This window comes from Streptomyces sp. NPDC052043 (genome assembly GCF_044548235.1).
Classification (GTDB): Bacteria; Actinomycetota; Actinomycetes; order Streptomycetales; family Streptomycetaceae; genus Streptomyces.
This window is the reverse complement of sequence record NZ_JBIUBT010000006.1, coordinates 1-20,123: the sequence shown is the minus strand read 5'-3', so window position 1 is coordinate 20,123 and position 20,123 is coordinate 1. Positions and strand designations below refer to the sequence as shown.

Annotated in this window: 13 protein-coding genes, 1 tRNA gene and 2 pseudogenes; 15 read left to right on the top strand and 1 reads right to left on the bottom strand. The window is 71.0% G+C overall.

Annotation, left to right across the window (positions count from 1 at the left end; all coding sequences use genetic code 11):
* Nucleotides 1-77 precede the first annotated feature (77 nt).
* The 11 genes from bldG to ACIHCX_RS16875 all read left to right on the top strand — a co-directional run bounded on the left by bldG (nt 78) and on the right by ACIHCX_RS16875 (nt 16,555).
* The gene (gene bldG, locus ACIHCX_RS16925) at nt 78-419 is read left to right on the top strand and encodes an anti-sigma factor antagonist BldG (RefSeq protein WP_121787637.1); all 342 of its coding nucleotides are present in this window, start codon (nt 78-80) and stop codon (nt 417-419) included.
* A 106-nt stretch (nt 420-525) separates the two neighbouring features.
* The gene (locus ACIHCX_RS16920) at nt 526-957 is read left to right on the top strand and encodes an ATP-binding protein (protein ID WP_400030031.1); all 432 of its coding nucleotides are present in this window, start codon (nt 526-528) and stop codon (nt 955-957) included.
* Between the two features lie 314 nt (nt 958-1,271).
* Nucleotides 1,272-3,680, top strand: coding sequence for a sodium-translocating pyrophosphatase (locus ACIHCX_RS16915; protein ID WP_400030029.1), 2,409 nt, complete (start codon nt 1,272-1,274; stop codon nt 3,678-3,680).
* 188 nt (nt 3,681-3,868) lie between these two features.
* A complete protein-coding gene (locus tag ACIHCX_RS16910) occupies nt 3,869-4,492 on the top strand; it encodes a small secreted protein (protein ID WP_400030027.1) in 624 nt (207 codons plus the stop codon).
* 65 nt (nt 4,493-4,557) lie between these two features.
* Nucleotides 4,558-6,165: a methyltransferase gene (locus ACIHCX_RS16905; protein WP_400030025.1), complete on the top strand. Its 1,608-nt coding sequence runs from the start codon at nt 4,558-4,560 to the stop codon at nt 6,163-6,165.
* A 373-nt stretch (nt 6,166-6,538) separates the two neighbouring features.
* Nucleotides 6,539-6,736 (top strand): hypothetical protein, encoded by a 198-nt coding sequence (locus ACIHCX_RS16900; protein WP_400030023.1) that lies wholly within the window; start codon nt 6,539-6,541, stop codon nt 6,734-6,736.
* A gap of 248 nt (nt 6,737-6,984) precedes the next feature.
* A complete protein-coding gene (topA, locus tag ACIHCX_RS16895) occupies nt 6,985-9,819 on the top strand; it encodes a type I DNA topoisomerase (protein WP_400030021.1) in 2,835 nt (944 codons plus the stop codon).
* Between the two features lie 152 nt (nt 9,820-9,971).
* A complete protein-coding gene (gene tmk, locus ACIHCX_RS16890; RefSeq protein WP_400030019.1) occupies nt 9,972-13,244 on the top strand; it encodes a dTMP kinase in 3,273 nt (1,090 codons plus the stop codon).
* 203 nt (nt 13,245-13,447) lie between these two features.
* Nucleotides 13,448-14,653 carry a DNA polymerase III subunit delta' gene (locus ACIHCX_RS16885; RefSeq protein WP_400030017.1) on the top strand — a complete coding sequence of 402 codons (1,206 nt, stop codon included), beginning with the start codon at nt 13,448-13,450 and terminating at the stop codon, nt 14,651-14,653.
* Between the two features lie 89 nt (nt 14,654-14,742).
* Nucleotides 14,743-16,362 carry an alpha/beta hydrolase gene (locus tag ACIHCX_RS16880; protein ID WP_400030015.1) on the top strand — a complete coding sequence of 540 codons (1,620 nt, stop codon included), beginning with the start codon at nt 14,743-14,745 and terminating at the stop codon, nt 16,360-16,362.
* A 116-nt stretch (nt 16,363-16,478) separates the two neighbouring features.
* Nucleotides 16,479-16,555: transfer RNA gene (locus ACIHCX_RS16875), tRNA-Thr, on the top strand.
* A gap of 43 nt (nt 16,556-16,598) precedes the next feature.
* Here ACIHCX_RS16875 and ACIHCX_RS16870 read toward each other — a convergent pair.
* Nucleotides 16,599-17,372 (bottom strand): annotated as a pseudogene (locus ACIHCX_RS16870) (tyrosine-type recombinase/integrase); the annotation flags it as partial.
* Nucleotides 17,373-17,505: 133 nt separating this feature from the next.
* On the opposite strand from ACIHCX_RS16870, the gene ACIHCX_RS16865 reads away from it, so the two are divergent.
* The 4 genes and pseudogenes from ACIHCX_RS16865 to ACIHCX_RS16850 form a co-directional block, all read left to right on the top strand.
* Nucleotides 17,506-17,838 carry a metalloregulator ArsR/SmtB family transcription factor gene (locus tag ACIHCX_RS16865; RefSeq protein WP_399867651.1) on the top strand — a complete coding sequence of 111 codons (333 nt, stop codon included), beginning with the start codon at nt 17,506-17,508 and terminating at the stop codon, nt 17,836-17,838.
* Nucleotides 17,835-18,638: a DUF2071 domain-containing protein gene (locus tag ACIHCX_RS16860; protein WP_400030013.1), complete on the top strand. Its 804-nt coding sequence runs from the start codon at nt 17,835-17,837 to the stop codon at nt 18,636-18,638. Before ACIHCX_RS16865 ends, ACIHCX_RS16860 begins: the two co-directional genes overlap by 4 nt.
* 200 nt (nt 18,639-18,838) lie before the next feature.
* Complete coding sequence (locus ACIHCX_RS16855) at nt 18,839-19,603, top strand: ISAs1 family transposase (protein WP_400030011.1); 765 nt, start codon at nt 18,839-18,841, stop codon at nt 19,601-19,603.
* Between the two features lie 174 nt (nt 19,604-19,777).
* Nucleotides 19,778-20,123, top strand: a pseudogene (locus ACIHCX_RS16850) (serine/threonine-protein phosphatase); the annotation flags it as partial.

Sequence of the window (20,123 nt, the reverse complement as noted above, 5' to 3'; positions counted from 1 at the left end):
CTGGCGAACCGTCCCGGGGGCTTCAAGCCGAGGTGTCCCGAGGGGCGACCGCTCGATAGCAAGGTGCTGGAGGATCCGTGGACCTGTCCCTGTCGACCCGTACCGTCGGCGATCGTACGGTCGTCGAGGTCGGTGGCGAAATCGACGTATATACCGCGCCCAAGCTGCGCGAGCAGCTGGTCGAGCTGGTGAACGACGGGAATTTCCACCTCGTCGTCGACATGGAGGGCGTGGACTTCCTCGACTCCACCGGGCTCGGCGTACTGGTCGGCGGTCTGAAGCGAGTGCGCGCCCATGAAGGCTCGCTGCGCCTGGTGTGCAACCAGGAGCGCATTCTCAAGATCTTCCGTATCACCGGTCTCACCAAGGTGTTCCCGATCCACACATCGGTCGACGAAGCGGTGTCGGCCACAGACTGACCGCCGGCCCCGGGCCGGTGACCGGGGCGGCAGAGTCCCAACGGGGGGCCGGGCATTTCGGCGGCCCGGTCCCTCGACAGCACGCCCGTAGCTCCGAGGGGGATGCATGGCCACCGTCGAACTCCGCTTCAGCGCGCTGCCCGAGCACGTCAGGACCGCCCGTCTGGTGGCGGCAGCGGTGGCGCGCAGGGCCGGAGTGGACGAGGCCGTCCTCGACGAGGTCAGACTCGCCGTCGGCGAGGCCTGTTCCCGGGCGGTGGGACTGCATCGCAATGGCGGGATCTCGGCACCGGTGAAGGTGATGCTGACCGAGGAGGAGAAGCAGTTCTCCATCGAGGTCGGCGACGAGGCCCGGCACGCGCCGTACCACACCGGGGACGCCCCGGGCGCGGCGGACGAGGCGGAGGCCGAGGAGGACCAGATGGGCCTCGCGGTCATCAGCGGTCTCGTCGACGACGTGGAGGTCTCGGCAGGGGAGCACGGCGGGTTGATCAAGATGACCTGGCCGACCACACCGCCAGTCGTGGCGCTTCCCTGACGTACTCCACCCGTTCGGCGCAACACATGAGGGCCCTGCTCCGCAGGGCCCTTCTTGTTGCGCCGACGTTCCCACCAGGTAGATTTGGTTTCGTGAACGAATTCACGACCCGGTCGGCAGATCATTTGATCAAGCATTGATCGAGGGTCAATGGTTTTGAACCATTACCCCTTTCGGGTTCCGTGGCGTGACGGCGATCATTTGCTGAAGAGCAGGTGAAGGGCAATTCGGTTTGCCGCGCTCTGTTTTGATCAGGTTCCGCTACCTACAATCCGTCCACATCTTGAGCTCAGCCCAAGCGTCAAGGAGGACGAATGGCGGGGCTTTCTACCCCTCATCAGTTGGGCCACCCCACAACCTTCGCAGCTGCAGTGCTGACCAACGACAATCGGATCATCGTGGCGGTCATCGGGGCCGTCGCGCTGGCCGCGCTCGTGGTCGCAGGCGTCCTGGTGCGCCAAGTGCTCGCGGCGGGCGAGGGCACCAGCAGCATGAAGAAGATCGCGGAAGCGGTCCAGGAAGGCGCGAACGCCTATCTGGGCCGTCAGCTGCGCACCCTCGGCGTATTCGCCGTGGTCGTGTTCTTCCTGCTCATGCTGCTGCCCGCGGACGACTGGAATCAGCGCGCCGGACGATCGGTGTTCTTCCTGATCGGCGCCGCCTTCTCGGCGGCCACCGGCTATATCGGCATGTGGCTCGCCGTGCGCAGCAATGTACGTGTCGCCGCGGCGGCCCGGGAGGCGACCCCCTCGGAGGGTGAGCCGGAAAAGGATCTCACCGCTGTCTCGCACAAGGCCATGAAGATCGCTTTTCGCACCGGCGGCGTCGTCGGCATGTTCACGGTGGGGCTCGGCCTGCTCGGCGCCTCCTGTGTGGTGCTGGTGTACGCGGCCGACGCGCCGAAGGTGCTGGAGGGCTTCGGCCTCGGTGCCGCGCTGATCGCGATGTTCATGCGTGTGGGCGGCGGCATCTTCACCAAGGCCGCCGACGTCGGCGCCGACCTGGTCGGCAAGGTCGAGCAGGGCATTCCGGAGGACGATCCGCGCAATGCCGCGACCATCGCCGACAACGTGGGCGACAACGTCGGCGACTGCGCGGGCATGGCGGCCGACCTCTTCGAGTCCTACGCCGTCACGCTGGTCGCCGCGCTGATCCTCGGCAAGGCGGCCTTCGGCAACGACGGGCTCGCCTTCCCGCTGCTGGTACCGGCCATCGGCGTGATCACCGCGATGATCGGGATCTTCGCGGTGGCGCCGCGCCGGGCCGATCGCAGCGGCATGAGCGCCATCAACCGCGGCTTCTTCATCTCCGCGGTGATCTCACTCGCCCTGGTCGCGGTCGCCGTCTTCGTCTACCTGCCGTCGTCGTACGCCGGTCTCACCGGCGTCACCGACGCGGCGATCAGGGGCAAGGACGGCGACCCGCGGATCCTCGCCCTGGTCGCGGTCGGGATCGGCATCCTGCTGGCCGCCGTGATCCAGCAGCTGACCGGCTACTTCACCGAGACCACCCGGCGTCCGGTCAGGGACATCGGCAAGACCTCGCTCACCGGTCCGGCCACCGTCGTCCTCGCCGGTGTCTCCGTGGGCCTGGAGTCCGCGGTCTACACCGCCCTGCTGATCGGCCTCAGCGTGTACGGGGCCTTCCTGCTCGGCGGTACGTCGATCATGCTCGCGCTGTTCGCGGTGGCGCTGGCCGGCACCGGGCTGCTCACCACGGTCGGCGTGATCGTCGCCATGGACACCTTCGGCCCGGTCTCCGACAACGCCCAGGGCATCGCCGAGATGTCGGGCGACGTCGAGGGCGCGGGCGCGCAGGTGCTCACCAACCTGGACGCGGTGGGCAACACCACCAAGGCCATCACCAAGGGCATCGCCATCGCCACCGCCGTCCTCGCGGCGTCGGCGCTCTTCGGGTCGTACCGGGACGCCATCACCACCGGCGCGCGCGACGTCGGGGAGAGACTGACCGGTTCGGGTGCGCCGATGACCCTGATCATGGACATCTCGCAGCCCAACAACCTGGTCGGCCTCATCGCCGGCGCGGCGGTCGTCTTCCTCTTCTCGGGGCTGGCGATCAACGCGGTGTCCCGGTCGGCGGGTGCGGTGGTGTTCGAGGTGCGCCGGCAGTTCCGTGAGAAGCCCGGGATCATGGACTTCAGCGAGAAGCCGGAGTACGGCAAGGTCGTCGACATCTGCACCAAGGACGCCCTGCGCGAGCTCGCCACACCCGGGCTGCTCGCCGTCATGGCGCCCATCTTCATCGGGTTCACGCTCGGCGTCGGTGCGCTCGGCGCGTATCTCGCGGGCGCGATCGGCGCGGGCACGCTGATGGCGGTGTTCCTCGCCAACTCCGGTGGTGCCTGGGACAACGCCAAGAAGCTGGTCGAGGACGGCAACCACGGCGGCAAGGGCAGCGAGGCCCACGAGGCCACGGTGATCGGGGACACGGTGGGCGATCCCTTCAAGGACACCGCAGGACCCGCGATCAACCCGCTGCTGAAGGTGATGAACCTGGTGTCGCTGCTCATCGCGCCCGCGGTCATCAAGTTCTCCTACGGCGCCGACAAGAGTCTCGGTGTGCGGATCGTGGTCGCGGTGCTGTCGCTGGCCGTGATCGTCGGCGCGGTCTACGTCTCCAAGCGGCGCGGTATCGCCGTGGGCGACGACGACGACAACGCCGAGCGGGTGTCCAAGCCGGCCGATCCCGCGGTGGTCTCGTAGGCGGTCTCATCCCGGGCACGGCTCAGGAAACGGGCGGGCGGCGCGTACGACGCGTCGCCCGCCCGCCGCGTGTGCGGATGCCCGTGAGCCTTCTCTCGCTTGGTGCAAATGGCCGCAAAACACCACACAAGGGGCTACTGACTCCCGAGTGTGGCGTGCGCGACGTGTATGTTCCGGGGCCGAGAGCCATGGAAGGGACCCATCCGGTGAACAAGAAGCTCGCGGCCGCACTGTCCGGCGGTGCGGTACTCGTACTGGCACTGACGGGCTGCACCAGCAGCGCTGCCGACAGCAAGAACGACGCGCTGAACACCTGGGCCAAGCAGGTGTGCGACGCGGTGCAGCCGCAGGCGAAGAAGATCGAGGCCGCCAACACCGCCATCCAGAAGGAGACCTCGGACAACAGCGCCCCGGCCCAGGTCCAGAAGACCGACGCGCAGGCCTTCCAGGACATGGCCGACGCCTACAAGGCGATCGGCCTGGCCGTGAAGACCGCCGGCGCGCCCGAGGTCGACAACGGCAAGAAGAAGCAGCAGGACGCGGTCAAGGAGCTCAACGGTCTCGCGGCCTCGTACACCTCCCTGAACGAGCAGGTGGACAAGCTCGACACCAAGGACCAGGCCAAGTTCGCCGACGGGCTCAAGGACATCGCCACCCGGCTGGACAAGCTGAGCCGGACCGGGAACGACGCGTTGAAGAACCTCGAGGAGGGCGACGTCGGCCGGGCGATGGCCCAGCAGCCGAGCTGCAAGTCCGCCTCCGCCCCCGCCACCCCGTCCGGCTCGGCCTCGTCTCCGGCGGCGAGCGGCTGACCCACGCGGACACACGCGGGTACACGCGCGTGTGCGCTGTCGGAGTGAGCCGACACAATGGGGGCGTGAGTGACACCAGCCTGCCCGCACTGCCTGCCTCCGACCGACCGGACGTCGCCGCCCGGCTCCGGGACGCCCTGCTCGGCGCCTCCTTCACCGCCGACGGACTGCTCGAACTGCTCGGCGCGCCCGCGTACGCGGCGCTGGCGCGCAGCGAGACCGTGCCCGCGCTCCGGGCCACGCGTGGCGACACGCCACTGGAACTGCTGGTCCGGCTGTTCCTGCTCCAGCAGCCGGTGCCCTACGCGCGCGTGGCGGGCGCCCTGCCCGTCGAGGCGTGCCTGGAGACCGGCTGGCTGGTGCGCGTCGGCGCGGACGAGGTCGCCGCGACCGTGGACGTCCGGCCCTACGGCGGACTCGACGGCGAGGACTGGTTCATCGTGTCCGACCTGGGCTGCGCGGTCGGTGGAGCGGGAGGTGTGCGCGCCGGCGCCCGCCGGCGGGACGACGACGGGCGGCAGGCGGACGGGACCGACGGCCGCGACGAGGGTGTCGTCCTCGGTGTCGGCGGCGCCTCCACGACCCTGGCCGGCATCACGGTCCGCACGCCGGTCGGCTCCGCGCTCGACCTCGGCACCGGCTCCGGCATCCAGGCGCTGCACGCCGGCCGGCACGCCACGCGCGTGACCGCCACCGACGTCAACCCGCGCGCGCTGCAGATCACCGCCCTGACCCTCGCGCTGTCCGGCGCGCGGGCCGCCGATCTGCGCCAGGGCTCGCTGTTCGAGCCGGTCCACGACGACGAGCGCTTCGACCTGATCGTGTCGAACCCGCCCTTCGTGATCTCCCCGGCCGCCCGGCTGACGTACCGCGACGGCGGGATGGGCGGGGACGATCTGTGCCGCACGCTCGTCCAGCAGGCGGGGGAGCGGCTGAACGAGGGCGGGTTCGCGCAGTTCCTCGCCAACTGGCAGCACGTCGAGGGGGAGGACTGGCAGGACAGGCTCAGGTCATGGGTGCCCCGCGGGTGCGACGCGTGGATCGTGCAGCGCGAGGTGCAGGACGTCACGCAGTACGCCGAGCTGTGGCTGAGGGACGCGGGCGACCACCGCGGTGACGCCGCGGAGTACCAGGCGCGGTACGACGCCTGGCTGGAGGAGTTCGAGGCGCGCAAGGTCAGGGCCGTGGGCTTCGGCTGGATCACCCTGCGCAGGACGGGATCCGCGACCTCGTCGATCACCGTGGAGGAGTGGCCGCACCCGGTGGAGCAGCCGCTCGGCGACACCGTCCGGGCGCACTTCGCCCGCGTCGACTACCTGCGGGACCACGACGACGCGGCCCTGCTCGACGGTCACTTCCGGCTGGTGCGCGAGGTGGTCCAGGAGCAGGTCGGGCTGCCGGGCGCCGAGGACCCCGAGCACGTCGTGCTGCGCCAGAACCGCGGGATGCGCCGGGCCACCGCGGTGGACACGGTGGGCGCCGGCTTCGCCGGTGTCTGCGACGGCACGCTGAGCGCCGGCCGCATTCTGGACGCCATCGCCCAGCTGATGGGCGAGAACCCGCTTCTCCTGCGCGACCGCACACCGGCCCAGATCCGGCTGCTGGTGGAACAGGGGTTCATCGAGCCCGCCCAGGAACCGGCTCGAGACTCGGCGGAGGAACCCGCCCAGTGACTGGTTCACTGACCGGTTCGGTGACCGTTTCGCGCGACCGATGAGGCCGGTGCGCCCCTAGCGTCGCCCGGGCCGGCAGGGGCGGCGGCGGTCGCCGGGGCCGCCGGGACGTTCGTGGCGGCGGCGAGTTCTCGTCGTTTTCGGGGCGTGTGGGTCGTTTCGACGGCGCTCGGTCACGGCGTTCGATCTTTGCGGGGGGCCGGGCAAGAAAACACCGGAAAAACCGGTGAGCTTGATTCCGGTCACCTTGCGGAGGCTGTCGGAGCGCCGCCCCCGGGAGCGGGACGACACGAGTTCACCGCGGGTTGGTGTCGTCGTAGCCCGTGGGTGTCAGCCTCCCGTACCGGGGCATCCGGAGAGCGGAGGGGCGGACATGGAGAGCGTTCCGGCGATCTTCACGGGAACGGTGTTCTCCCTGTTCGGAGCAGCCTTGTTGGGATGGACGGCGGTCCGGGTCCGGCACCGGGAACCCGTGGCCGTCGGCCTGCCCCGCACCGTGTCGGCGACCGTCGCGACCCTGGCCGCCGTGACCGCCCTGACCGTCGGCGTGTGGTGCTTCGGGCGCCTGTGACAGCCGCCGCACTCGTGCGGTCTCCGTAACTGAGAGAGCACCCTCCGCATCAGCCCGAACGGCCTGGTGAGCAGTCCGGGCGGCAGGAAGGGGGGTAGTCGGGTTACCGTTCGAGTGGCCGTTGCGGGCTTTTCCCGTTTGACACGGGGGCGGGATGTACCGTCACACTCCGCAGCGTCACCACCACCCGACCCCCGGGAAATCAAGGCCTGGGGAGGCTCAAGCGTCGACCGGAGAGAAGAGCGAAGTTGTCCCCGACCAGCGAGACCGCACAGGGCGGCCGCCGACTCGTCATCGTCGAGTCGCCTGCCAAGGCGAAGACGATCAAGGGCTACCTCGGCCCCGGCTACACCGTCGAGGCGAGCGTCGGGCACATCCGCGACCTTCCCAACGGTGCCGCGGAGGTCCCTGAGAAGTACACCGGTGAGGTGCGCCGCCTCGGTGTGGACGTGGAACACGACTTCCAGCCGGTCTATGTCGTCAACGCGGACAAGAAGGCCCAGGTCAAGAAGCTCAAGGATCTCCTGAAGGAGTCCGACGAGCTCTTCCTCGCCACCGATGAGGACCGCGAGGGCGAGGCCATCGCCTGGCACCTCCAGGAGGTGCTCAAGCCGAAGATCCCGGTCAAGCGGATGGTCTTCCACGAGATCACCAAGGACGCCATCCGGGAGGCGGTCGCCAACCCGCGCCAGCTCAACCAGCGGCTGGTCGACGCCCAGGAGACCCGGCGCATCCTCGACCGCCTCTACGGCTACGAGGTCTCGCCCGTGCTGTGGAAGAAGGTCATGCCGCGCCTGTCGGCGGGCCGGGTCCAGTCCGTCGCGACCCGGCTCGTGGTCGAGCGGGAGCGCGAGCGCATGGCGTTCCGCTCCGCCGAGTACTGGGACCTGACCGGCACCTTCGCGACGGGCCGGGCGGGCGACGCGAGCGACCCGTCCTCCCTGGTCGCCCGCCTGCAGAGCGTCGACGGCCGGCGGGTCGCCCAAGGCCGCGACTTCGACTCCCTCGGACAGCTCAAGAGCGCGAACACCCTCCACCTCGACGAGGCGAACGCCCGCGCCCTGGCCGCGGCCCTCGAGGACACCAGCTTCTCCGTCCGGTCGGTCGAGTCCAAGCCGTACCGCCGCTCGCCGTACGCCCCGTTCCGTACGACGACGCTCCAGCAGGAGGCCAGCCGCAAGCTCGGCTTCGGCGCGAAGGCGACCATGCAGATCGCGCAGAAGCTGTACGAGAACGGCTACATCACGTACATGCGTACGGACTCCACGACCCTGAGCGACACGGCGATCGCCGCCGCCCGCGCCCAGGTCACCCATCTGTACGGCGCCGACTACCTGCCGCCGCAGCCCCGTACGTACGCCGGGAAGGTCAAGAACGCGCAGGAGGCGCACGAGGCGATCCGTCCTTCGGGTGATCGTTTCCGCACGCCCGCCGAGACCTCCCTGACCGGCGACCAGTTCAAGCTCTACGAGCTGATCTGGAAGCGGACGGTCGCCTCCCAGATGAAGGACGCGACCGGGAACAGCGTCACCGTGAGGATCGGCGGCACCGCGACCGACGGCCGGGACGTCGAGTTCACCGCGTCCGGCAAGACGATCACCTTCCACGGCTTCCTCAAGGCGTACGTCGAGGGCGCCGACGACCCGAACGCCGAACTCGACGACCGCGAGCGCCGGCTGCCCCAGGTCGGCGAGGGCGACGCGCTCACGGCCGAGGAGATCACGGTCGACGGCCACGCCACCAAGCCCCCGGCCCGTTACACCGAGGCCAGCCTGGTCAAGGAGCTGGAAGAGCGCGAGATCGGCCGCCCGTCGACGTACGCGTCGATCATCGGCACGATCCTCGACCGCGGCTACGTCTTCAAGAAGGGCACGGCCCTGGTGCCGTCCTTCCTGTCCTTCGCCGTGGTCAACCTCCTGGAGAAGCACTTCGGGCGGCTCGTCGACTACGACTTCACCGCCAAGATGGAGGACGACCTCGACCGCATCGCGCGCGGTGAGGCGAAGGCCGTGCCGTGGCTGAGGCGCTTCTACTTCGGCGAGGGCACCGGCCACGGCGGCGCCGCCGAGGCCGGCAACGGCGACGGCGACCACCTCGGCGGCCTCAAGGAACTGGTGACCGACCTGGGCGCGATCGACGCGCGCGAGGTGTCGTCGTTCCCGGTCGGCAACGACATCGTGCTGCGGGTCGGCCGCTACGGCCCGTACATCGAGCGGGGTGAGAAGGAGACCGACACCCACCAGCGCGCCGACATCCCGGCCGACCTGGCCCCCGACGAGCTGACCGTCGAGCTCGCGGAGGAACTGCTCGCCAAGCCGAGCGGCGACTTCGAGCTGGGCACCGACCCGGACACCGGCCACGCGATCGTCGCCAAGGACGGCCGCTACGGCCCGTACGTCACGGAGGTCCTCCCCGAGGGCACCCCGAAGACCGGCAAGAACGCGGTCAAGCCGCGCACGGCCTCGCTGTTCAAGTCGATGTCCCTGGACACCGTGACCCTGGACGACGCCCTGAAGCTCATGTCGCTGCCGCGGACCGTCGGCACCGACGCGGAGGGCCAGGAGATCACCGCGCAGAACGGCCGCTACGGCCCGTACCTGAAGAAGGGCACGGACTCGCGTTCGCTCCAGTCCGAGGACCAGCTCTTCACGATCACGCTGGAGGAGGCGCTGGCGATCTACGCCCAGCCCAAGCAGCGGGGCCGCGCGGCCGCCAAGCCGCCACTGAAGGAGCTGGGCGAGGACCCGGTCAGCGGAAAGCCGGTCGTCGTCAAGGACGGGCGTTTCGGCCCGTACGTCACCGACGGCGAGACCAACGCCACCCTGCGCTCCGGCGACAGTGTCGAGACGATCACCCCGGAGCGCGGTTTCGAGCTCCTCGCGGAGAAGCGCGCGAAGGGCCCGGCCAAGAAGACCGCGAAGAAGGCCGCCGCCAAGAAGGCGCCCGCGAAGAAGACGGCGTCCACGGCCGCGAAGAAGACCGCGGCGAAGAAGACCGCGGCGAAGAAGACGACCACCGCCAAGAAGACGGCCGCCAAGAAGACCACCGCGAAGGCGACGGCCGCCAAGGCGGCGGAGGACTGATCCGCGGGTGGATCCCCGCGGATCCCCGCGGATCCGCGGATTCCTCGCGCCTCCTTTGCGAAAGGCACGCCTCGGCATCACTTTGGTGTCGGGGCGTGCGCACCCCCGGATCGTCACGCCGTGGTGTCGGTGGGTCCCGATAGGCTGAACGCATGACGCGAGCCGAGCAGCCAACGGCCCACACCTCCACCTCCGACGACGCTCTCCTGGTCGACTCCCGGGAGCGCGCCGTCCGCGCCCTGCTGCGCCGACCGCAGGTGCGACGGCTGTGGAGCGCCCAACTGGTGGGAGGCGTGGGGGACACCCTCGCGCTCCTGGTCCTGGTCGTCCTCGCCCTCCAGGCGGCGGTCGTCGCGAGCCCCTTCGGCGGCGGCTACCGGGGCGTGGCCTTCGCAGTGGCGACGATCTTCGGCGTGCGCATCCTGGCGACGCTGCTCTTCGGCGCGGTCCTTCTCGGACCGCTCACCTCGCTCACCTCCCAGGAGGGCCCGCTCGACCGGCGCTGGACCATGGTCGGCGCCGACGGTCTGCGGGCCGCCCTGCTGATCGTCGCGCCGCTGTGGATCGACTGGACGCCGAACGACGCCCTGGCCTTCCTCCTGGTCACCGTCTTCGTGACCGGGGTCGCCGAGCGTTTCTGGAGCGTGTGCCGGGAGAGCGCGGCCCCCGCGCTGCTGCCCGCCCCGCCCCCGGAGGGCGCCACGGTGCGCCCGCTGCCGGACCACATGGACGCCCTGCGCCGCCTGTCGCTGCGGACCACCTTCCTGGCGGTCCCGCTGGCGGCCGCGGCCCTGGTCGCCGCCTCCCTGCTCAACAACCTTCTGGGCACCGGCGTCGTCTGGTTCGACCAGCACCAGGCCGCTCTCGGCGCGTACGTCGCGGCCGGACTGTTCGCCGGGTCCCTGTCCGTGCTGACCTATCTGGAACTGCCCGGCACACGCACCCCGCGCCCGCGCTCGCCGTTGGAGGGGCTGCGCCGCCCGAAGACGGGCACCGGGGTCGACAAGGGCCGCACGGGCGCCGTTCCGCTGCTCGTGCTCGCCTGCGCGTCCGTCGCCGGGGCGATCGCCGCCGCGGTCGCCGTCTGCGTGCTGCACGCCACGGACCTGCACGGCGGCCCCGTGCTGTACGGGCTTGCGGTGCTCGCCCTGACCGGCGGGGTCGTCGTCGGCATCCGTACGGCGCCGAAGGCGCTGGTCTCCCTGTCGCGGCGGCGGCTGCTCGCCCTGACGATCGCTCTCACCGGCGTCGCCCTGCTCGCGGCCGGTCTGGTCCCCGACGTCACCACGGTGCTGCTGCTCCTCGCGCTGGCCGGGGTGAGCGCGGGCGCCGCCGCCAACACCGGGCACACGCTGCTCGACCAGGAGGCCGAGGACTACCGCAAGCCGCGCATGACCGAGCACCTGCACACGGTGGTACGGGTCTTCGTGGCGCTCGGCGTCGTGCTCGCCCCCGTGGTCGCGGCCGGGATCGGCCCGCACCGGCTGGAGGACGGCCGGTTCGTGTTCGCGCACGGCGGCGCCGCGTTCACGCTGATGCTGGTCGGCGCGCTGCTGCTGCCGGTGGCCGCGCTGGTCCTCGCCAAGGTCGACGACCGCTCCGGCGTGCCGCTGCGGCAGGACCTCGTCGACGCTCTGCGGGGCGGCGACGACCCGGTGACGGCCCCCGCGGCGTCCGGGTTCTTCATCGCCCTGGAGGGCGGCGACGGCGCCGGCAAGTCCACGCAGGCCGAGGCGCTCGCCGACTGGATCAGGTCTAAGGGCCACGAGGTCGTCCTCACCCGCGAGCCGGGCGCCACGCCCGTGGGCAAGCGGCTGCGCTCGATCCTGCTGGACGTGTCCTCGCAGGGCCTGTCCCACCGCGCGGAGGCGCTGCTGTACGCCGCCGACCGCGCGGAGCACGTCGACACCGTCGTACGGCCCGCGCTGGAGCGGGGCGCCGTGGTGATCACCGACCGGTACATCGATTCCTCCGTCGCCTACCAGGGGGCGGGCCGCGACCTGTCCCCGACGGAGATCGCGCGGATCTCCCGCTGGGCGACGAACGGTCTGGTGCCGCATCTGACGGTCCTGCTGGACGTCTCGCCGGAGACCGCCCGTGAACGGTTCACGGAGGCGCCCGACCGCCTGGAGTCGGAGCCGGCCGAGTTCCACGCGCGCGTGCGGTCCGGTTTCCTGGCGCTGGCCGCCGCCGACCCCGGCCGTTACCTCGTCGTGGACGCCGGGCAGGAGCCCGAGGCGGTGACCACGGTCGTCCGGCACCGGCTCGACCAGATGCTGCCGCTGTCCGAGGCCGAGCTGAAGGCGCAGGAGGAAGCGCGGAAGAAGGCCGAGGAGGAGGCGCGCCGCAAGGCCGAGGAGGAGGCCCGGCGCAAGGCCGAGGAGGAGCGCCTGGAGCGCGAGCGCCTGGAGCAGCTGGCGCGGCTGCGCGTCGAGGAGGAGGAGCGCAAGCAGCGCGAGCTGGAGGAAGCGCAGCGTCGCGAGGCGGAGCGGCAGGCCGAGGAGGCCCGGCAGCGCGCCGAGGAGGCCCGGCGCAAGGCCGAGGAGGAACAGGCCCGGCTGCTCGCGGAGGAGCGGGCACGGGTGGAGGCCGAGGCACGCCGCAAGGCCGAGGAGGAGCAGCGGCGCCGGCAGGCCGAGGAGGAGGAGCGGCTGCGTGCCGAGGCCGAGGCGCGGCGGCTGGAGAAGCAGCGCAAGGCCGAGGAGGCCCTGCTGCGGGCCGAGGAGGCCCGGCGGGCGGCGGAGCAGGCCGCGGCCAGCGCGCAGGCGGGCCCGCGTCGGTCCACCGAGCCCGCGGCGGTGCCGCCGGAGGAGCTGACCGTGCCGACGCCGGTGGTGACGCCGACGAACGCGCCGGGCGGACCCGCGGACGAGACGGCGGTGCTGCCGCCGGTGCGGGATGAGCGGGCAAGCGGCAGGTCTTCGGGTGAGGGTTCGGGCGAGGGCTCGGGCCGGGGCTCGGGGGACGACTCCCGTGGCGCGTCACAGGCGTCGGCGGAGTCGCGGCCGCGGACGGCGGGTGAGTCGGAGTCCGAGGTGACCGCGCAGCTGCCGCAGCCCGTGGTTCCGCCGGGGGCCGCCGACGAGACCGCCGTACTGCCCGCTTACACACCGGGGGCCGCGGACGAGACGGCGGTCCTGCCGCCGGTGCGCGGGGAGGACCCCACGGACCGGGTTCCGCCCGGTTTCTTCCGGGACGAGCGGGGCGAGCGGTCGCGGGTCGCGCGGCCCGACCAGGGCGACGACCGTACGCGGGAGCTGCCCCAGGTCGACGCCGAGGCGGTCGCCCGGCGCCGGCCGCGGCCGGACTGGGCCGAGGAGACGCCGCTCGACGATCTGCCGACCCTGGCGGACGAACTGCTGGGCCCGCGCGAGGACGGCGGGAAGTTCGGCGACGGCGGCCGGGGACGGGGCCCGCAGCGCTGAGCCGTGGCTGAGGCCGATCGGGGCTCCGGTGAGGCCGCCGGAGGCCCGATCGAGCACGGCACCCGAGACGACCGGACCCGGAAGCGGGCCGCGTCCCGGAGGCGGTCGGCGTGGGGCCCGGCGGAGGCGCGCACCGCGTTGTCAGTGGCGCCCCGCACAATGGATCCCGCATCACGAACCATGACGAAAGGGCGGCGTGACCCATGAGCGTGTGGGACGACCTCGTCGGGCAGGAGAAGGTCGGCGAACAGCTGAGCGCCGCTGCCCGGGACGCCGACGCCCTGGTCACCGCGGCCGCCGCGGCCGCGCCGCCGCCCGAGGCGTCGAAAATGACGCACGCGTGGCTGTTCACCGGACCGCCCGGCGCGGGGATCACACAGACGGCGCGGGCCTTCGCCGCCGCCCTCCAGTGCGTGAGCCCCGACCGCGCCCTCGGCGGCGTCCCCGGCTGCGGCTTCTGCGACGGCTGCCATACGGCGCTGATCGGCACCCACGCCGACGTCAACACGGTCGCCGCCGTGGGCACGCAGATCCTCGTCGACGCCATGCGGGACACCGTGCGCAAGTCGTTCACCGCCCCGGCGAACGGCCGCTGGCAGGTGATCCTCGTCGAGGACGCCGAGCGGCTGAACGAGAAGTCCGCCAACGCCGTGCTGAAAGCCGTCGAGGAGCCCGCCCCGCGCACGGTCTGGCTGCTGTGCGCCCCCTCGGTCGAGGACGTCCTGCCCACGATCCGCTCCCGCTGCCGCCATGTGAACCTGCGCACACCGTCGGTGAACGCGGTCGCCGACATGCTCGTACGCCGGGAGGGCGTCGAACCCGCCGTCGCGGCCGCCGCGGCCCGCGCCACCCAGGGCCACATCGACCGGGCCCGCCGCCTGGCCACCGACCCGTCCGCACGCGAACGCCGCGCCGCCGTCCTGAAGCTCCCGCTGCGCGTCGACGAGATAGGCGGCTGCCTCAGGGGGGCCCAGGAACTGGTCGACGCGGCGGCGGACGACGCCAAGGCACTCGCGGAGGAGATGGACGCCAAGGAGGCCGAGGAGCTGAAGGCGGCGCTGGGCGCGGCCCAGGGCGGCAGGCTGCCCCGCGGTACGGCGGGCGTGATGAAGGACCTGGAGGACAAGCAGAAGCGCCGCCGCACCCGCACCCAGCGCGACAGCCTCGACCTCGCCCTGACCGACCTCACCGGCCTCTACCGGGACGTCCTGGCCCTCCAGCTCGGCTCCCGCGTGGCCATCGCCAACGCGGACGTCGAGGACACCCTGGAGCGCCTCGCCCGCGGCAGCTCGCCCGAGTCCACCCTGCGCCGCATCGAGGCGATCGCCGCCTGCCGCGACGCCCTCGACCGCAATGTGGCCCCGCTCCTGGCCGTGGAGGCGATGACCGTGGCCCTGAGAGCGGGCTGACGAGGACACCGGCGTCGACGGCGTCACTCGTACGGGCAACGCTACGCACGTATCGCACCCAGTCGATCGCGGAGAGTTACGCTCGCTGGATGCACATCAGGCGCGCCCTTCGTCCGAACAGCAGCACGGGCCCCCGGCCCCGAACCTCCCTCCGCGCGGCTCGCGCGGGCGGCGCCCTCCTCGCGGCCGCCGCCCTGCTGGTCTCGGCCTGTACGCCCGGCACCACGCATCGCCGGACCGAACCGGCGGCGGACGCGGCGCTGGCCGCGCTGCCGCGGGCCACGCCGCCCGCCCTGTCGCCGTACTACGGGCAGAAGCCGGCCTGGCGCAGCTGCGGGGTGCCCGGCTTCGAGTGCGCGACGGTGCGGGCGCCGCTCGACTACGACCGGCCCGGCGCCGGCGACGTCCGGCTGGCCGTGGCCCGCAAGAAGGCGACCGGCCCGGGCAAGCGGCTCGGCTCGCTCCTGCTGAACCCGGGCGGGCCGGGCGGCTCGGCCGTCGCCTATCTCCAGCACTACGCCGGTGTCGGGTACCCGGACGAGATCCGCGCCCGCTACGACCTGGTCGCGATGGACCCGCGCGGGGTCGCCCGCAGCGAGTCGGTGCAGTGCCTCGACGACCGGGACATGGACGCGTACACGCAGACCGACTTCACGCCCGACGACCGCGAGGAGGTCGACGCGCTCGTCGCCGAGTACCGCAAGTTCGCGGAGGGCTGCGGCGCGCGCTCCGCCCGCCTGCTGCGGCACGTCTCCACCGTGGAGGCGGCGCGCGACATGGACATCCTGCGCGCGATCCTGGGCGACGGAAAACTGAACTACGTCGGCGCCTCGTACGGGACGTTCCTCGGGGCCACGTACGCCGGCCTGTTCCCGGACCGTGTCGGCCGCCTGGTCCTGGACGGAGCCCTGGACCCCTCGCTGTCGGCACGCCAGACGAACCTGGACCAGGCGGCGGGCTTCGACGCGGCCTTCCAGTCGTTCGCGAAGGACTGCGTACGGCAGAGCGACTGCTCGCTCGGCGGCCGCGCCGCGACCCCGAAGCAGGTCGGCGACCAGCTCGCGGCCTTCTTCCGCAGACTCGACGCCCGCCCGATCCCTGCCGGTGACACCGGTGGCCGCCGCCTCGGCGAGTCCCTCGCCACCTTCGGGGTGATCGCGGCGATGTACGACCAGGCGGCCTGGCCGCAACTGCGCGCGGCGCTCACGTCGGCGATGAAGAAGAACGACGGCGCCACCCTGCTGGCCCTCGCCGACAGCTACTACGAGCGCGACTCCGGCGGCCACTACTCCAACCTGATGTACGCCAACGCCGCCGTGAACTGCCTGGACCTGCCGGCCCCCTTCACCAGTCCGGAGCAGGTGGAGGAATTCGTCCCCGCCTTCGAGAAGGCCTCCCCGGTCTTCGGCCGCGGCCTCGCCTGGAACACGCTGAACTGCGCGTACTGGCCGGTGAAGAACACCGGCAGGCCCCACCGCATCGAGGCCAGGGGCGCGGCCCCCATCGTGGTCGTCGGCACCACCCGCGACCCGGCGACCCCCTACCGCTGGGCCCAGTCCCTGTCCCGTCAGCTCTCCTCCGCCCGCCTGCTGACCTTCGACGGCGACGGCCACACCGCCTACCGCCGCGGCAGCCGCTGCATCGACTCCGCGATCAACAGCTACCTCCTCCAGGGCACCCCTCCGGCGAACGGAAAGCGCTGCTCGTAACCGCCACTCCCGCCCCCGCGCCCCGTTCCGGGGGCGGCCGGGGGCGTGTACGAAGCACTCCCGGAAACTGTGTAGACTTACGGACGTTGCCGATCGCACCATTGGTGTGGCAGCACGCCGCTTTAGCTCAGATGGCCAGAGCAACGCACTCGTAATGCGTAGGTCTCGGGTTCGAATCCCGAAAGCGGCTCCATCCGAAGCCCAGCTCAGACAGCGTCTGAGCTGGGCTTTTTCGTTCAGTGGAGACGACGGCGCCGCCGCGAGCGGGCCGCGCGGGTGTCGGCGGTCTCAGTTCTGGTCTCAGTGGGGCCCGAATCAGGGTCCGGGGGAGCTGATACGAAGAACTCGCCCATGCGCCGCATCGCGTCCTTCGACAGGTGAGATCTGCCCTTCACGTAGCGGCGGGTCTGGCTGATCTGGGTGTGCCGCAGAATCTCCATGATCGTGGGCATGTCGACGCCCAGCTCGTTCAGGATCGTGCCGGCCGTGTGGCGGCTCCCGTCGTAGAGGCGGCGGTCGTCGATTCCGGCCTCAGCAAGCAGCTCCTTGAATTCCTCGTAGTCCTGTCGTGGGTCGAGAGGGCGCCCGTCCGGGCGTGAGAACACCACGTGGTGTTCCTCCCACAGCTCCGCGGCCGCGGCTCGCATCTCCTCTTGCTGTGCCTTGTGGTCGCGCAGGAACGGGATGAAGACGGGCGGGACCGGGAAGGCATTCCGGCTCTTCTTGGTCTTGGGCCGGGTGAAGGTGAGTCCCCCTTCCTTGCGCTGTGGGCAGGCGCTCGCGTGCCTGACGCAAGTCTTGGGGCAGGGCTTCGGACAGCCCCGCTTGTAGTTCCGGTGCGTGGTGTAGTCGGGCGGGCACGGCTCGAACCGGTGGAGACGGGCGCCGCAGGCCCGCGGGTCATTGCAGCCGTGGCGCCACGTGAGGCGCTGGAGCTGCCACTCCGGGCGGAACAGCTCCGCCTCCAGGTCGACGTACGGCCACCGCAGACCGAGCGTCTCGCCCTGCCGGGACTTCAAGTGCTCCAGTTGGCGAGTGAGCGGTCCAGTTGGCAGGCTGAGCCGAAGCGGTCAGCCTGCCAACTGCCGACGGAGGCCGCAGGACCCCTTGTTAGATATTTAGCCAAGGTGCTAAATATCAAGTATGACAGAAGCTCAAGACGAGGCGGGAGCCTTCCGTGCTCTCGCCGATCCGACGAGGCGCCAGATCCTCGAGGACCTCAGAGGCGGTGAGCTCGCGGCCGGCGAGATCGCAGCCAGGTTCGCGATCAGTGCGCCCTCGATCTCACGGCATCTCGGCGTGCTCAAGGGAGCCGGACTGGTCACCGAGCGACGGGAAGGCAACCGGATCTTCTACGCGCTGGCCGAGGATCGCCTGGCCACCTGCATCGGTCGGTTCCTCAGCGCCGTCTGCCCCGAGCAGATCGTGCTTCGCCACACCAAATGGCGCCCCGGGGCGCAGAGCGAGGGGTCATGAGGCAGCCGCGACTGTCCAGCGTCGTTGAACGACGGCTACTGGTGAACTACCGAGTTGCCCCGGATGTTGCGGCACGCCTGCTCCCCGGGCCACTGCGCCCGCAACTGGTGCACGGCTACGCGGTCGCGGGTATCTGCCTGCTGCGCCTGGGAAGTGTCAGGCCCGCCTGGGCGCCCAAGGCGTTCGGACTGCGGAGCGAGAACGCGGCGCATCGGATCGCCGTCGAATGGGACGGACCGGACGGTGTCGAGACCGGCGTCTACATCCCACGGCGCGACACCGCCTCGCGGCTCAACGCCTGGGCCGGAGGCCGCCTCTTCCCCGGGGAACACGGCCGCGCCGACTTCGAGGTGCACGAGACGCCCGGTCAGATGCGCGTCGCGCTGGCGACATGGGATGGCGATACCCGAGTGGATGTCACCGTCGAGCTGTCCGACGAGCTGCGAGGCAGCGAGCTCTTCGCCGATCTCGCCGAGGCTTCCTGTTTCTTCCGAGACGGGGCAAAGGGCTTCTCGACCACCAGCTCTGGCCGTCACCTGGACGGTATGGAACTGCGGACCAACGTCTGGCACGTGGAAGCCGGCCGGGTCCGCTCCGCTGCGTCGTCCTTCTTCGACGACCCGGACCGCTTCCCGTCGGGGAGTGCGATCCTGGACTGCGCTCTGGTCATGCGCGACGTCCCCGCCAGTTGGCGGCCACTCCCGGCCATGGCTTCTGAGCGAGGTGTGCTCAACTCGCCAACTGAAGCGCTCAGTCACACAGGCTCGGCTTCCGGTGATCACGAGGTGTCGAGTCCCTGATCACCGCGACGGAAGACCGTGCCTGCCCCCTCATCATTGCCCATCCCCGCCGGCCTGGGCCAACTAGCCGACGCTGCACCGCTTCCGCCCGATGACCATCCCGGGCTGCTGGCCCGCCTGGCCACCGTGCCCGATCCTCGTCGGAGGAAGGGGCGGCGCCATTTCGCGACCCGGCGGATACGGCCGCTCCCGCGCTCGCCGTGGACGGCAAGACCGTACGCGGTGCGGTCCGCGCCGACGGCACCCAGGTCCACCTGCTGTCCGCGATGAGCGGACGCGGCCTGGTGCTGGCCCAGCACGAGGTGAATGCCAAAACCAACGAAATCACCGTCTTCCAGCCCCTCCTCGCGCCGCTGGACCTGACCGGCACCGTGGTCACCTTCGACGCGATGCACACCCAGACCGAGCACGCCCGCTTCCTGGTGGAAGACAAGAGCGCGCACTACATCGCGCTGGTCAAGGGCAACCACCCCACGCTGCACCGGCTGCTGAAGACCCTGCCGTGGAAGGAGGTGCCGTTGCTTGACAAGACCCGCGCCACCGCCCACGGGCGCGATGAGATCCGGCGGATGAAGACCGCGACCGTAGCCAAGCTGCCCTTCCCGTACGCCGCCCAGGCCCTGCAGGTCGTGCGCCGCCGACGCATCGTGACCACCGGCAAGGTCAGCCTCGAACGCATCTACGCCGTCACCAGCCTGAGCGCAGATCAGGCAGATGCAGGCGAGATCGCCCACCGGGCGCGGGACCACTGGGGCATCGAGAATAAGATCCACCATGTCAGGGACGTGACCTACGGCGAGGACGCCTCCCGCGTGCGGCACGGGAACGCACCCCACACCATGGCGACCCTGCGCAACCTCGCCATCGGCGCACTCCGGCTGACCGGCCGCAACAACATCGCTGCCGGCCTACGCCACCACGCACGCGATGCCACCCGAGCGCTCGTCACCCTCGGCATCACGTGATCAAACTGGACACTCCGCCAGAACGACGCAGCCCTGCATATGTGGGCCGGTGATCCCTGCACGACGTCCGGCGTTGGCGCTTTGCGCAGCTCAGGCGTCATGCAGGCGCCGTTTGATCAGCGGTCTTGAAAACCGTCGTGGCGCGAGCCGCGGTAGCGGTGCAGTGTGGAAGGCGTGGGTTCCAGGCAGGGACGTGTGGGTCTTGGGCAGCCGTGGCAGCCGAGCCATTTGCTGCTGCTGATTCCTGTTGTGCTCATCGTGGTGATCACTGCCGCGGACATCGCGACTGGGCCAGAGATCGTTCTCGGCCCCCTGCTGGTGGTCGCGCCCGCGCTCACCGCGTGGTTCGCGGGCCCCTGGACGACGGCCGGTATCGGGGTTCTGGCCATGGCGGGTGAGGCGGCCAACGGTTGGTACGCCGGAAGGGTGTCTTCGCGGAACGTGGTGGTGGAGGTGATCGCTATCGCGGTGATCACCTTGTTGATCGTGGTCTTGTGCGCGGTGCGCGACCGGCACGCAC

Bases quoted from the DNA above. Each gene is read 5' to 3' on its own strand.
- ACIHCX_RS16865 (WP_399867651.1), top strand. From the start codon at position 17,506: ATGACAGAAGCTCAAGACGAGGCGGGAGCCTTCCGTGCTCTCGCCGAT.
- ACIHCX_RS16900 (WP_400030023.1), top strand. From the start codon at position 6,539: ATGGAGAGCGTTCCGGCGATCTTCACGGGAACGGTGTTCTCCCTGTTC.
- ACIHCX_RS16910 (WP_400030027.1), top strand. From the start codon at position 3,869: ATGGAAGGGACCCATCCGGTGAACAAGAAGCTCGCGGCCGCACTGTCC.
- ACIHCX_RS16885 (WP_400030017.1), top strand. From the start codon at position 13,448: ATGAGCGTGTGGGACGACCTCGTCGGGCAGGAGAAGGTCGGCGAACAG.
- tmk (WP_400030019.1), top strand. From the start codon at position 9,972: ATGACGCGAGCCGAGCAGCCAACGGCCCACACCTCCACCTCCGACGAC.
- ACIHCX_RS16915 (WP_400030029.1), top strand. From the start codon at position 1,272: ATGGCGGGGCTTTCTACCCCTCATCAGTTGGGCCACCCCACAACCTTC.
- ACIHCX_RS16860 (WP_400030013.1), top strand. From the start codon at position 17,835: ATGAGGCAGCCGCGACTGTCCAGCGTCGTTGAACGACGGCTACTGGTG.
- ACIHCX_RS16920 (WP_400030031.1), top strand. From the start codon at position 526: ATGGCCACCGTCGAACTCCGCTTCAGCGCGCTGCCCGAGCACGTCAGG.
- ACIHCX_RS16880 (WP_400030015.1), top strand. From the start codon at position 14,743: ATGCACATCAGGCGCGCCCTTCGTCCGAACAGCAGCACGGGCCCCCGG.